The sequence below is a fragment of the Streptomyces corchorusii genome (genome assembly GCF_001514055.1).
GTDB classification, from domain to species: domain Bacteria; phylum Actinomycetota; class Actinomycetes; order Streptomycetales; family Streptomycetaceae; genus Streptomyces; species Streptomyces olivaceoviridis.
In genome coordinates this window covers 88,562-101,857 of sequence record NZ_KQ948367.1, presented here as the reverse complement: position 1 = coordinate 101,857, position 13,296 = coordinate 88,562, and the positions used below count along the sequence as shown (strand labels likewise).

The window sequence follows — 13,296 nt, the reverse complement described above, 5'->3', positions numbered from 1 at the left end:
TCGTCCCGGCGCCGCAGCGGTCGGGCGTCGTCCCGGCGCCGCAGCGGTCGGGCGTCGTCCCGGCGCAGTGGGCGTGTGGCGGTAGCCGACCGGTGCGCAGGCGCCGCCAGACGGCGGTGCGACGCGCCCGGCCCACGACGGGGGACGGGCGCCGCGGCCGGCACGCACGGCCGGGCAGCGGGGTCCGAACGGACCCCACTAAGTCTCCACAAACGGCGGCCATGCTGGTCGGGCCGGCAGCGAGAGGCCCGACCACCGGGTCGGCCACGCGACCGGCGGACCGCTCGGACGAGCCCGTGACCCGTCGGCGCACCCATCCAGTCCCCGCCACCGTCACGGTCCGCCAAGGAGACGTGATGGCCCCAGTGACGTACCGGACCGCCCCCACCCGGGTCACCGACGCGGACGGCGGTGACCGTCACACCGAGGTACGCACCGAGGACAGCGGGACGGCGACGCGTTCCGCCGACCGGACGGCACTTCCACGGCAGCGTCGCCACCCCCGGCGCCGACCGGACGCCGCGCGTGGACCGCTCCGGGCTGCTCCGCAGGCGCGACCCGGCGTCGTGATCGCCGGTGGGACGCCGGCCGCGCACGCGCCGCCGCGGGTTCCGTCGCCGGCGCGGTGACGCCACACATACAGACAACGCGGCGCCTCCAGGGTGCCGGGGGCCGCCCCGATCGCGGGCGGCCCGGACGAGAAAGGCAGCGGGACATGGACACCATCTCAGCGGAGTCATCCGGGTCGTTCGCCCTCGGCGGTGAGTTCGTGGTCAACCGACTCGGTTACGGGACCATGCAGTTGACGGGTCCCGGAGTGTGGGGCCCCTTCCCCGACCCGGACAGGGGTGTGCGTGTCCTGCGCCGCGCCGTGGAGCTGGGCGTGACCCTGTTCGACACCGCCGACTCCTACGGACCCGAGACGGCCGAGGAGCTCCTGCGCGAGGCGCTGCACCCGTACCCGGAGAACCTGGTCATCGCCACCAAGGCCGGGTTCACCCGGCCCGGCCCCGGCGAGTGGCGGATGAACGGCCGGCCCGACCACCTGCGCCGGCAGGCGGAGTCCAGCCTGCGCAGGCTGGGTCTGGAGCGCATTCCGCTGTTCCAGCTTCACCGCGTCGACCCCTCGGTGCCCTTCGAGGACCAGATCGGGACCCTGAGGGAACTGCGCGACGAGGGCAAGATCGCCCATGTCGGGCTCTCCGAGGTCGGCGTCGAGGAACTGGAGCGGGCCCGCGCCATCGTGCCCGTCGCCTCCGTGCAGAACCTGTACAACCTCGCCCAGCGCGACTCCGAGGCCGTCCTGGAGTACGCCGAGGCGAACGGCATCGCGTTCCTGCCGTGGTTCCCGCTGGCCACCGGGCAGCTCGCCCGGCCGGGCGGTCCGCTCGCCCGTGTCGCCGCCCGGCTGGGTGCCTCACCCTCCCAGGTGGCGCTGGCCTGGCTGCTGCACCGCTCGCCCGTCGTCCTGCCGATCCCCGGCACGTCGTCGGTCGAGCACCTGGAGGAGAACGTGGCGGCTGCCGCGCTGAAGCTGACGCAGGCCGACTACGAGGCCCTGGGCAACCCGTTCGCCCGGGGCTGAGAGCCCCCACCCGAAGCCGGCGCCCGCGGAACCGCGCCGCGCGGCTTCGCCATGCGAACAGGCCGACCGGCCGGTTCCTCACGACGCGTCACCGTCGAACGACGTGACGCCCTTCCCAGGGGTGGGAGGCACGCGGCCTCCCTCTCCCCCGAGCACTCACTTGCACAGGAGCTTCCATGTCCGAATCGTCCTCCGCCCGCCCGTCCGTCGCCGTCGCCTACCACTCCGGCTACGGACACACGGCCGTGCTCGCCGAAGCGGTCCGCCGCGGGGCCGAGCAGGCCGGCGCCGACGTGGTCTTCGTGGACGTGACCGCCGTGTCCGACGAACAGTGGCAGGGGCTGGACCACGCCGACGCGATCGTCTTCGGATCGCCCACCTACATGGGCGGCGCCTCGGCCGGCTTCCACGCCTTCGCCGAAGCGACCAGTGGCCGCTGGGCCGAGGGGCGGTGGGCGGACAAGCTGGCGGCGGGATTCACCAACTCGGCCTCCAAGAGCGGCGACAAGAACAACACCCTCGCGTTCTTCGCCGCCTTCGCCGCCCAGCACCGGATGCTCTGGGTCAGCCTGGGCCTTGCTCCGGGCTGGAACTCCACCAGCGCCTCCGAACACGACCTGAACCGCCTCGGCTTCTGGAGCGGAGCGGGCGCGCAGACGCCGATGGACGGCGGGACGGACACCGTCCACGGCGCGGACATCGCCACGGCCGAGCACCTGGGCGCGCGCGTGGCCCGGCAGGCGGCTGTGATCAGCGCCGGACGCCGGGCGCTCGCCGCCGCGGTCTGAGCGCCGGTGTGACCTCGCGGGTCGGCACCCGCCCGACCCGTCCGGAACGAGCGGCCCGAGGAGACGCCGTGAAGCTGTCTTCAGTCCCTTCCTCACACCAGACCCCGGCGTCCTCCTCGGACCCGGCTCCGCCCTCCGGGCGCGGCCGGCCGCTGGCCACCGCCGGCGTGGTGATCGCCTCGATCGCCGTCGCCTTCGGAGCCGGCGCCGGCAGCCCGCTCTTCGTGCTCTACCAGCGCGAGTGGGGCTTTCCCGCCTGGCAGCTCACCACGGCGTTCACCGTGTACGCGGTGACGCTGCTGGCCACCCTGCTCGTGGCCGGTTCCGTATCGGACCACATCGGCCGCCGGCCGGTGCTGGTCGGCGCCATGCTCCTGTTGCTGGTCACCAGCGCGCTGTTCCTGGCCGCCGACGGCATCGGCTGGATCATCGCCGCGCGGGCCGTGCAGGGCATGGCCACGGGAGCGGCCACCAGTACGTTCACGGCGGCGATCATCGAGCTCGCCGCCCCGCGGCACCGGCCGGTCATGACGGTGCTGACCAGCGCCGCGCCGGTGGGCGGACTGGCCCTCGGAGCCCTCTTCGCGGGCGTCGCCGTCCAGTACAGCACCCACCCGACGGCCGTCGTGTTCCTCGGCCTGACGGTGGTCCTCCTCTACGGCATCGCCTCCGTGCTGGCCGCCCCGGAGACGGCGGACCGGCACCCCGGTGTGCTGGCCTCGCTGCGCCCGAGGCTGAGCGTCGCCCGGACGGCCCGCGGATGGTTCTGGTCCCTGGCCCCCCTGGTCGCCGCCGGCTGGATGTTCTCCGGCCTCTTCCTCGGCCTGGCGCCGTCCTTCGACGCGTCGGTCTTCGGCATCCGCGACGCGGCGGTGAACGGTGCGATCGTCGCCGTCCAGCCGATGGCGGCGGCGGTGGCGGGCATCGGCTTCGGCCGGCTGTCCGCCGGGCGGGCCACTCGCATCGGCGCGCTCCTGGTGTTCGCCGGCGCCGTCCTGACGGTCACCGGCGTCGTGACCGCCAGGCTGCCGCTCGTCGTGGTCGGCGCGCTGCTGGGCGGCTCCGGGCAGGGTGCGGCGTTCGGCTCCTCGCTGCGCATACTGGGCCCGCTCGCGGACAACGCGAGCCGGGGCGGCCTCTTCGCCGCGGTCTACCTCGTCGCCTACACGGCGTACGGCGCGCCGGTCCTCGTAGCGGGCATCGCCAGCGACTTCGTACCGCTGACCGCCACCGTCGCCGTCTACGGCCTGGTCGTGGCCCTTCTCGCCGCGAGCGCGATGCTCTCGCTGGCCCTGCGGTCACGCCGACGACCGCGCGCGGCTCGCCCAGGGGGTCTGACAGGCCGCGGGCACGTGTGAGCGTGTCCGACACGTGCGCGGGCGGCGGGCGTACGCAGGGCCGCCGGCAAGGGCTCCGACCGCCACCGGGCCCACGGTCGAGGGAACGCACGACGGGCCGGAGCACGGCTGACCGGCTCACCGGCCGGCGTGGCCATCGTCCCGCTCGACCTGCTGGAGGGCGCCACCCGACGCGCCGCGCCGACGACCGCCGACGGCTCCGGCCACCAAGCACCGTGACGCGCTGGGCGCGCCGGATGCCCCCTCCCGTGGCGCCCGTTCACCGACCGGGCCGGGCGGGTGGGGCGCGCCGAAGGGCGGACCCGGGCCACGGGGTCCGCGTCATGGTGCCTCGGCGGCGGTCACGGGCTCGGCGGACACCTCACCGGCCGCGACGGGAAGCGTCGCGGCCGGTGAGGTGTCGGTGCTCCCGTCGGCCTGGGAGGGACTTCAGTCGACGGAGAAGCGGGCGGTGACGACCGCCCGGGCCAGCGTGTGGCCCGAGAGGTTGAAGCCGAGGAACGCCGGCGGAACGCCGTGGTCGAGGCCCAGGGTCTCCACGTCCACGGCGTGTACGGCGATGTAGTAGGTGTGTTCGCCGCTGCCGGCGGGCGGGGCGGCTCCCACGTACCGCTTCAGGCCGGCGTCGTTGGCGAGCTGCCAGGCCTTCTCCGGCAGCCCGGCGCCCGACTCGTCGCCGGCCCCGGCGGGCAGTTCGCCGACCGTGGCCGGGATGTCGGCGACGGCCCAGTGCCAGAAACCGCTGCCGGTCGGGGCGCTGGGGTCGTAGACGGTGACGGCGAAACTCCGGGTCTCCTCGGGGAAGCCCGACCAGCTCAGCTGGGGCGAGGTGTCGGTGCCGCCGGCGCCGAAGACACCGCTCGCCTGAGGAAGCGCGAGCCTTCCGCCGTCGGTGAAGTCGGTACTGGTGAGCGTGAAGGAGGGAACTTCCGCGATGAGGTCGTACGGGGTGGACATGCGATTCCTCTCGGTGTGCGCGGTGACCCGGAGGGTGGGCACGCGCTCCGGCCCGGCCGGCCGGCGTCGGACGTGTGTCGCGGTCGCCGCGACTGACCTCCATCGTCGTGAGCGGACCGGGAGCGGTGATCCGTCGATTGACTGACGCGGACGGAGAGGTGACGTATGCGGCCTTCGCAGGCGTTCGCACGCCGGAGGAGGTGGGGGTCGCGGTGGGAGGGGATCAGACCGCGACCGTCTTGTACTCGACGTACTGGGTCAGGCCGGTCGCGCCGAACTCCCTGCCGATGCCGCTGCTCTTGAACCCTCCGAAGGGGGCGTCGAAGGAGAACGGCGCGCCGTTGACGGAGAAGGTGCCGGTGCGGATGCGCCGGGCGATCTCCAGGGCGCGGCCCTCGTCGGCCGTCCACACGCCGCCGCCGAGGCCGTACGGGGAGTCGTTGGCGATGCGGACCGCGTGGTCGTCGTCGTCGAACGGGATGACCACGAGCACCGGGCCGAAGATCTCCTCCTGTGCGATGCGCATGGAGTTGTCGACGTCGGCGAAGAGGGTGGGGGTGACGTAGTAGCCGTCCTCCAGACCGGCGGGGACCTCGGGGCCGCCGGTGACGAGCCGGGCGCCCTCGCGGATTCCCGTCTCGATGTACGACCGCACGCGCTCCTGCTGGTCCGCCCTGACCATCGGCCCGATGAAGGTGGCGGGGTCGGAGGGATCGCCGACGGTCAGCGACTCGACGAGGTCCTTCAGCCTGGCCACGGCCTCGTCGTAGCGGCTGCGGTGCACGAGGATCCGAGTGTGCGCGACGCAGGCTTCGGCGTTGTTGGCGAAGGAGAGGAACTTCAGGCCCTCCGCCATGGCGTCGAGGTCGGCGTCCTCCAGCACGACGGCGGCGGACTTGCCGCCGAGCTCCAGGCTCACCCGCTTGAGCTGCCGGCCGGCGATGGCCGCGATGGTGCGTCCGGCGCCCGTCGAACCGGTGAACGCGATCTTGTCGATGCCGGGGTGGGAGATGAGGTACTCGCTGGTGGCGCGGTCGGCCGGCAGGATGCTGACCACGCCCTCCGGCACGCCCGCTGCGGTGAGGATCTCCCCCAGCAGCAGCGTGACGAGGGCGTTCTCGGGCGATGTCTTGAGCACGACGGTGCAGCCCGCCAGGAGGGCGGGGACGATCTTGACGAGCGCGGACTGGTGCGGGGCGTTCCAGGGGATGACGGCCGCTACGACACCGACCGGTTCGCGGCGTACCAGGACGCGGCCCGGGGTGCCGTCGGTCCGCGGCAGTTCCTCCTCCCACGGCAGGACGGCCGCGGCACGCAGGAAGGCGTCGGTCTGCTGGGGCAGGGCGGCGGCGGTCCAGCCGGTGAACCAGCGCGCGCTGCCGTTCTCGGCGGTGGTGAGGTCCGCGATCTCCTCGGTGCGCTTGGCGTAGAGGTCGTTGAAGCGGGCGATGACGTTCTGGCGTTCGGCCGGGGACAGGCGCGGCCAGGGACCTTCGTCGAAGGCCTTGCGGGCGGCGTCGACGGCGAGGTCCACATCGGGCTTCGTGGCCTCGGCGGCCAGCCCGACCAGGGACCGGTCGTGCGGGGAGCGGACCTCCAGCAGGTCCTTCTTGGCGGGCTCGGTCCAGCGTCCGCCGATGTACAGCTTGTCGTAAGTGATCACTGAGAGTCCTTCTCGCGAGACTGTCGCCGGTAGGCGGGAACATTAAGAGAACAGCGTTCTCTTAGTCAAGAGAACGGTGTTTCGTTAAGTTTGATTCCCGCGGCGGATGCCCGTCCGACCTGGGCATGTACATGCCGCCATGGCTGAAAAGTGCCGTATAGTACGGTTGATCGACTTGCGGCGAGCGCATGTCGCAACACATCGGTACGGGTGGATACGTGATTGGGCGGGAAACCGAGTTCGAGCAGTTGACCGCCCTCGTCGATGCCGCGCGGGAGGGCCACGGCGCCTCGGCGCTCGTGCACGGGGAAGCGGGTATCGGGAAGAGCAGGCTGGCGTCCGCGGTCGTCGAAGCCGCGTCCTCAGCAGGCTTCGCGGTTCTCTCCTGCCATGGCATCCGTGACGCCGGCGCGGCCGGTTTCGAGGGGCTGCACGAACTGCTGCTGCCCCTGCTCGACCGTATCGACGCTCTGCCGCCGCGCCAGCGCATGGCCCTCAAGGTGGCGTTCGGGGCGGAGGGGGAACCGGCGGACCGGTTCATCACCGGGCTCGCCGCCTTCGGGCTGCTGGAGGAAGCCGCGGCACGAGGCCCCCTCGTGCTGCTGGTCGAGGACCTGCACTGGCTCGACCGGTCGACGGCCGACGTCGTCGCCTTCCTCGCGGCCCGCATGAGCGTCATGCCGGCACTGCTCCTGGCCACCAGCCGGACCGACCGCGTCTACCCCGACCGCAAACTGCACTTCAAGCACCACGTGTATGTGACCCCGCTCGGGCACGAGGACGCGCTGAAGCTGGTCGCCCTGCACGCGCCCGCGCTGACGCTGCCGCAACGCCGCCGTCTGGTCGAGCGCGCGCTGGGCAACCCGCTCGCCCTGACCGAATGGTCGGCCAACCCGTCCTGGGTCGAAGGGTCGCCTTCCGCCCACGGGGGCCGGGTTCCGATGGGCAGGCGGCTGGAGGACTCGTTCCTGGCCGAGGTCGCCCTGTTGCCGCCGGCGACGCAGCAGGCCCTCCTCGTCGCCGCCGCGGCGGAGGACGCGAGCAGCTACGAAGTGCTCGCGGCGGCCCGCAACCTGGGCCTGGAGCAAGGCGATTTCGCGCCGGCCGAGAAGTTCGGACTGCTCACCCTCACCCGTGGCACGTACAAGTTCCGGCACCCGTTGGTGGGTTCGGCCGTGTACGACAACGCCGACTTCGGCGCGCGGGCGCGCGTGCACACCGAGCTGGCGGCGGTCGTCGTCGATGCCGCACGCGCCGTCCAGCACCGGGCCGCGGCGGTCGCCGGCTGGGACGAGGACGTCGCCGCCGAACTCGAAGCACTCGCCGTGACGGCCGGCCGGCGGGGTGCGCGGAGCGAAGCCGCCGCCGCCTGGCGACGCGCGGCGACGCTGACCCCGGTCGCGGCGGACCGGGCGCGACGCACGGTGATGGCAGCGGAGATGGCCCGGCAGGCGGGCTCGACGGCGGACGCCGTCGCGCTGCTCACCGAGGCGAAACCGATCGTCGAGGACGAAGCGTCGACGGTGCAGTTCGCTCGTACCGAATGGATGCTCGCCGGCACCAGCTCGACACTCCTGGGGCGCGGCGGCGACGAACTCGTCGCGATGTCGCGCAGACTCAGCGATCCGGCCGACCGGATCGAGGTCCTCACCTGGGCCGCGGTGCGCAGCTACCTCCGCCAGGACACCTCTTCGGACCTCGCGGCAGCCGTCGCGGACGAGCTGCGGCGAGCCGACGCCGCCACCGGGCCGCAGCAGGTGCTCCGGGGCATCGGCCTGGCCCTGGTCAGCCCGGCGGACCGGATCAGCTCCGTCGAGAAGGCGCTGTCGTTCATGCAGCGGGAGGCCCGCGAGGCGTACGCGACACTGCTGAACTGCCTCGCGTTCGCCGTCGAGGACACCCACGACCTCCCCCTCGCCGACCGCGTCTGGGGCGCCGGGGTCGACATGTTCCACCAGGCGGCACGGGCCGGCGACGTGGCGGTGGCCCTCTCCGGACGCAGCACCGTCCGCGTGACCGCCAACACGATCGCCGCCGGCCTCACCGACGCGGAACTCGCACTGCGCCTCAGCTACGACCTGGATCTGCCGGTGGTCGGGGCCCTGGCCGCCGCGAACATCGCACGCGCACGTGCGTGGCGCGGCGAACACGAGCCGGCGACCGCCGCCCTGAACACCTGTGCCGAACTGTCCGGGCCCACCCCGGCCCCCCGGGTGGCGGCGGTGGCGTCCTGGGCGTCCGCCCAGGTGGCGGCGAACGAGGGCCGCGCCGACGAGGCGGTCGCCCACTTGCTGGCATGCGTCGAGCACCCGCCCATCGGCGTGTGGGCGGGCGGCGACATCGCCGACACGGCCGTGCGAGCCGGCCGGCCGGAGCTGGTGGGAGGCTGGCTCGACATGGCTACGGCCGCCCTCGCGTCCGGCGACTCCGGCCATCTCGCGATGCTCGTCGAACGGTCGCGGGCCCTGCTGGCGCGGGGCAGCGAGGCACGCGGTCACTTCGAGCGGGCGATAGAACGCGGTGAGGGAACCACCGCGTTCCTCGACCTGGCCAAGACCCGGTTGTTCTTCGGCGAGTGGCTGCGCCGGGAACGCCGCATCGTGGAGGCGCGCAGCCACCTGTCCGCGGCGCTGCACGTCTTCGAGTCACACCACGCGGCACCGCTCGTCCGGCGGACGGCACGGGAGCTGGGCGCCGCCGGCAGTGATGTGCAGCGACCCCAACCAGGCCCGGCCCTCGACGCCGGCACCGTGCTCACCGCGCAGGAACTGCACGTCGCCCGGCTGGCCGCCCAGGGGTACACGAACAGGCAGATCGCCGACCAGCTGTACCTCTCCCACCGCACTGTCGGAGCGCATCTGTACAAGGTCTACGCGAAGTTGCAGATCAACCGGCGCTCGCAGCTCGCCGCCGCCCTCGCGTCCGACACGCTCGACTGACGCGCGGCACGGCCCACGACCGCCGGGGCCCCAGGTACGGCCGGGGCACCGGCCGCCCCGCGGGTGCCGGCTCTACGCCAGGCGTGCGCCGCCGTCGACGTGCAGCACCGTTCCGGTGACGTACGGGTTGTCCATGGCGAAGAGCACCGCCTTGACGACGTCGTCCGCGGTGCCGACGCGCCGTGCGGGGTTGGTGTCGGCGATCCGCCGGAGGAATCCCGGCTTGGCGTCACCGAGCTTGTCCCAGGCGCCGCTGTCGACGATGCCGGGGGACACGGCGTTCACGCGCAGCGGGGCGATCTCGACGGCCAGGGCCTGGACGAGGAAGGCCAGGGCGCCGTTGGTGGTCGCCATGACCGTGCGCTCGGGCGCCGGGCGCCAGGCGGCCACCCCGGAGAAGAAGGTGAAGGAACCGCCCTCGCGTGCCTGGCCGGCCAGGTGCTTGGCCAGGAACAGCGGACCGATCACCTTCGCCGCGAAGGCCCGCCGGACGTCGGCCGGGTCGAGTGCGGCCAGCGGCCCGTTGGCGGGCACCGCCGCCGTCGACACCAGGTGGTCGAAGGGGCCGGTCTCGTCCGCCAACCGCGCGGCGGACGCGTCGTCGGTGATGTCGAACTCCACGGTGCGCCACGGGCCGGTCAGTTCACCGGCCGTCTCCTTCAGCTTGCCGAGGTCCGGTCCGGCGAGGACCAGTTCGGCGCCCTCGGCCGAGGCCGTGCGTGCGAGCTGCCGTCCGATCGCGGAGCCGGCTCCGATGACGACGATGCGCTGTCCGGAACGTTCCTGCGTGGTCACGTGGATCTCCTTGGGTGAAGCGCCGTGGCGCGGCCGATGGGGCACGGCCGTCACTCTTCTCCCCCGCACACCGATGAGGCCAATGATTGTTTTCGTCGCTCCCCATAAGCTGCGTTCATGGCGTTGCCTTCACGCCGTTCCGTTCACGACGTGCCCTTCACGGCGCACGGACAGCTCACCGTCCGCGCTACCGGCTTCCCCCCTTGCGCAGGCGTCCGGCGACGTGCGCGGGCATCAGCGGGGCGTGTTCCCCGAGGGTCTCCAGGAAGGACGAGGTGACCGGGTCCGGGCTGGTACGGGTGTATCCGGTCAGCTGCCGGCGCAGGGGCGGGTCGGGACGCAGGAACGCGCCGGCGAAATGCGGCGGGATGCTGTTGGCGGGCACGAGCGTGGGCCCGAGCCCGGCCGCCGCGTACCCGATGGCCGACGCGGCCTGCTCGGTGCGCACCGCGACCCGGGGCCGGAAACCGGCGGCGCCGCAGGCCCGTTCGAGGATGTCGGAGAGGCCGCTGTCGGGGGTGAAGTGCACCCACTCCCGCTCGGCGAGGTCGGACAGCCGGACGTCCGGCGCGCGGTCGGAGAGCGCCACCGGGTCGTCGGACCCGGTGACGACCAGGAACTCCTCGGCGCCGATGTGCCGGGCGGTGCCCTCCCAGTCCTCCGGCAGCGGTCCCACGGCGACGTCGGCCTGGCCCGCGGCCATGGCCTGCGCCAGCTCGTCGCTCCGCCGGTGTTCGAACAACCGGATGCGCACGCCGGGGTGCTTGCGGCGCCACAGTCCCAGGACGGGGGGCAGCACGCCGGAGCTGACCGAGTAGAGCGTGGCCAGGTGCAGTTCCCCGGTGGACACGCCGGCGGCGCGGCGGGCGGAGACGGTGGCCCGGCCGGCCTCGGCCAGCGCGGCGCGGGCGTGGGGCAGCATCGACCGGCCGGCCGGGGTGAGCCGCACGCCGCGCGGCAGCCGTTCCAGCAACGGCCCGCCGACCTCCCGCTCCAGCGCCTGGAACTGGTGGGAGAGTCCGGGCTGGGTGACGTTGAGGCTTTCCGCGGCGCGGGTGAACGACCCCTCGTCCACGATGGCCACCAGGTACTCCAGCTGTCGCAATGTCGCCATGCTCTCAGCTTATAGAAAGAATGCCAAAGAGTTCTTGGACTTATGACCGGCTGCCGGAGCACGATGAGCGTGTGCCGGGGGAGCGGACGGCCCGAAGGGGTCGGAAGACTCCGGACACCCGGTCGTACATGGCGGAGTTTCCGCAGCTCAGGCCCCTATGTCCAAGGAGTCATCATGTCCACCCGCCGCTCGGATCCGACCATCACCGTGGGCAACGTCGCCCTGTCGTTCCACCGTGCCGCCGCCGCGGTCACGCGCCGCGTCCTGGAGGCCCACGGGCACCGGGTGGACAGCGTGGAGGCACCGCACGAGCAGTTGTTCCGGCTCCAGGAGGAGGGCGGCATCGACGTCCTGGTCTCCGCGTGGCTGCCCTCCAGCCACGACACGTATCTCTCCCGCTACCGGGACCGGGTCCGGGTGCTGACGCCGCACTACCGGCCGTACTGCGTGTGGGCGGTGCCGCCCTACGTCCCCGAGGACGAGGTGCGGGAGGTCGCCGACCTGACGCGGCGGGAGGTGGCCGAGCGGATGACGAAGGCCGTCGACGGCATCAACCCGGGCGCCGGCATCAGCCGCTTCTCCGCCCGGATGGTGCACGCGTACGGTCTGGACGAGCTCGGCTACACCTTCACCCCGGGCACCGAGTCGGGATTCCTGTCCCGGGTGGAGCGCGGCATCGCCGCACGGGAGTGGTTCGTCGTCCCGCTGTGGCGCCCGCAGTACCTCAACCGCCTCTACGGCCTGCGCCCCCTTCAGGAGCCCAAGGGTTTGCTGGGCAGCGTGGACGACGCCAGTCCGGTCGTCCGGCTCGACGCGCTGGACCACCTGCACCCCGACGCGGTCGCCCGGCTGGACAGCCTGCACCTGGGCAACGACGGTGTCGAGGAGATCGACGCCCTGATCAATGTGGACGGCCTCACACCGTTGCGGGCCGCCGACCGCTACCTCGCCAAGCACGGCCACACCCTGACGGCGTGACCCGCCCGGCGACGACGCGGCGGCACGCCCGTACACGACGACTTACCCGTTCGAGCAGCACACGGAAAGCGAAGATCCTCCCATGAACAAGACCACCATGCGGGCCGTCGGCTACCGCGAGAGCCTCCCCGTCAGCGACCCGCGGAGCCTGGTCGACGTGGAACTGCCCGTCCCCGAGCCCGGCCCGCACGACCTGCTGGTGAAGGTCGAGGCCGTGGCGGTCAACCCCGTCGACTACAAGATCCGGCAGAGCAACGACCCGGGCGGTGTGACCAAGGTGCTCGGCTGGGACGCGGCGGGCACTGTGGTCGCGGTCGGCGAGAAGGTCGAGACGTTCAAGGCGGGCGACGAGGTGTACTACGCCGGCGCTCTGGACCGGGCCGGCGCCAACGCCGAGTACCACACGGTCGACGAGCGCATCGTGGCCCTCAAGCCCGCCACGTTGTCCTTCACACAGGCCGCGGCCCTGCCGCTGACCTCGCTGACCGCCTGGGAGGGGCTGTTCGAGCACCTCGGCCTGGAGAACGGCGGACTGAACCAGGACGGCGCCCTGCTGATCACCGCCGCGGCCGGGGGCGTCGGTTCCATCACGGCCCAGCTGGCCCGCGCCCTGACCAGTCTGACCGTCATCGGCACCGCCTCCCGGCCGGAGACCGTCGAGTTCGCCACCCGCATGGGTGTGCGGCACATCGTGGACCACCGCGAGCCGCTGGCCCCCCAGATCGCCGAGGTGGCCCCGGACGGCCTGACACACGTGTTCAGCACCGCCAACACCGACGGCAACCTCGGCGCCTACGCGGAAGCCCTGCGACCCTTCGGCAGGATCGTCGCCATCGACGACTTCGACTCCCTGCCCATCGGCGTACTGAAGGCCAAGAGCATCTCCTACCACTGGGAGTTCATGTTCACCCGCTCCCTGTTCCAGACTCCCGACCAGGACCGGCAGCGGCACATCCTGACCCAGATCGCCCGCCTGGTGGACGCGGGCATCATCACCACCACCGCCGTGAAGGACCTCGGCAGGATCGACGCGGCGAACCTCCGCGAGGCGCACCGCGTCATGGAGTCCGGCACCGCCATCGGCAAGATCACCCTCACCGGCTTCTGAGCCGCCCCCGC

10 protein-coding genes are annotated in these 13,296 nt (G+C 72.7%); 6 read left to right on the top strand and 4 right to left on the bottom strand.

Features of this window, described 5'->3' with window-relative positions; genetic code table 11:
* Positions 1–715: 715 nt before the first annotated feature.
* The 3 genes from AQJ11_RS35070 (at position 716) to AQJ11_RS35060 (ending at position 3,731) form a co-directional block, all read left to right on the top strand.
* On the top strand, positions 716–1,585 hold the full coding sequence (locus AQJ11_RS35070; RefSeq protein ID WP_058084984.1) for an aldo/keto reductase: 870 nt from the start codon (positions 716–718) through the stop codon (positions 1,583–1,585).
* 176 nt (positions 1,586–1,761) lie between these two features.
* Positions 1,762–2,373 (top strand): flavodoxin family protein, encoded by a 612-nt coding sequence (locus AQJ11_RS35065; RefSeq protein WP_059265941.1) that lies wholly within the window; start codon positions 1,762–1,764, stop codon positions 2,371–2,373.
* 68 nt (positions 2,374–2,441) lie between these two features.
* Positions 2,442–3,731 carry an MFS transporter gene (locus AQJ11_RS35060; protein WP_244218510.1) on the top strand — a complete coding sequence of 430 codons (1,290 nt, stop codon included), beginning with the start codon at positions 2,442–2,444 and terminating at the stop codon, positions 3,729–3,731.
* A gap of 429 nt (positions 3,732–4,160) precedes the next feature.
* Here AQJ11_RS35060 and AQJ11_RS35055 read toward each other — a convergent pair whose 3' ends face one another.
* Entirely contained in the window at positions 4,161–4,688 is a 528-nt protein-coding gene (locus AQJ11_RS35055) for a YbhB/YbcL family Raf kinase inhibitor-like protein (protein ID WP_059265940.1), read from the bottom strand.
* A 223-nt stretch (positions 4,689–4,911) separates the two neighbouring features.
* A complete protein-coding gene (locus AQJ11_RS35050) occupies positions 4,912–6,351 on the bottom strand; it encodes an aldehyde dehydrogenase (RefSeq protein ID WP_059265939.1) in 1,440 nt (479 codons plus the stop codon).
* A gap of 218 nt (positions 6,352–6,569) precedes the next feature.
* Here AQJ11_RS35050 and AQJ11_RS35045 point away from each other — a divergent pair, with 218 nt between their 5' ends.
* On the top strand, positions 6,570–9,290 hold the full coding sequence (locus AQJ11_RS35045) for a helix-turn-helix transcriptional regulator (protein ID WP_244218509.1): 2,721 nt from the start codon (positions 6,570–6,572) through the stop codon (positions 9,288–9,290).
* A gap of 72 nt (positions 9,291–9,362) precedes the next feature.
* On the opposite strand, the gene AQJ11_RS35040 is transcribed toward AQJ11_RS35045, so the two are convergent.
* On the bottom strand, positions 9,363–10,085 hold the full coding sequence (locus AQJ11_RS35040) for an SDR family oxidoreductase (protein ID WP_014669471.1): 723 nt from the start codon (positions 10,083–10,085) through the stop codon (positions 9,363–9,365).
* A gap of 187 nt (positions 10,086–10,272) precedes the next feature.
* Positions 10,273–11,199 (bottom strand): LysR family transcriptional regulator, encoded by a 927-nt coding sequence (locus tag AQJ11_RS35035; protein WP_059265937.1) that lies wholly within the window; start codon positions 11,197–11,199, stop codon positions 10,273–10,275.
* A gap of 174 nt (positions 11,200–11,373) precedes the next feature.
* On the opposite strand from AQJ11_RS35035, the gene AQJ11_RS35030 reads away from it, so the two are divergent.
* The gene (locus tag AQJ11_RS35030; RefSeq protein WP_059265936.1) at positions 11,374–12,177 is read left to right on the top strand and encodes a glycine betaine ABC transporter substrate-binding protein; all 804 of its coding nucleotides are present in this window, start codon (positions 11,374–11,376) and stop codon (positions 12,175–12,177) included.
* Positions 12,178–12,259: 82 nt separating this feature from the next.
* Complete coding sequence (locus AQJ11_RS35025; protein WP_058084976.1) at positions 12,260–13,285, top strand: zinc-binding alcohol dehydrogenase family protein; 1,026 nt, start codon at positions 12,260–12,262, stop codon at positions 13,283–13,285.
* Positions 13,286–13,296: the final 11 nt, after the last annotated feature.

What these genes read in the sequence shown, in the direction of transcription:
- AQJ11_RS35070 (WP_058084984.1), top strand. Translation starts at nt 716, where the DNA reads ATGGACACCATCTCAGCGGAGTCATCCGGGTCGTTCGCCCTCGGCGGT.
- AQJ11_RS35065 (WP_059265941.1), top strand. Translation starts at nt 1,762, where the DNA reads ATGTCCGAATCGTCCTCCGCCCGCCCGTCCGTCGCCGTCGCCTACCAC.
- AQJ11_RS35055 (WP_059265940.1), bottom strand. Translation starts at nt 4,688, where the DNA reads ATGTCCACCCCGTACGACCTCATCGCGGAAGTTCCCTCCTTCACGCTC.
- AQJ11_RS35035 (WP_059265937.1), bottom strand. Translation starts at nt 11,199, where the DNA reads ATGGCGACATTGCGACAGCTGGAGTACCTGGTGGCCATCGTGGACGAG.
- AQJ11_RS35030 (WP_059265936.1), top strand. Translation starts at nt 11,374, where the DNA reads ATGTCCACCCGCCGCTCGGATCCGACCATCACCGTGGGCAACGTCGCC.
- AQJ11_RS35025 (WP_058084976.1), top strand. Translation starts at nt 12,260, where the DNA reads ATGAACAAGACCACCATGCGGGCCGTCGGCTACCGCGAGAGCCTCCCC.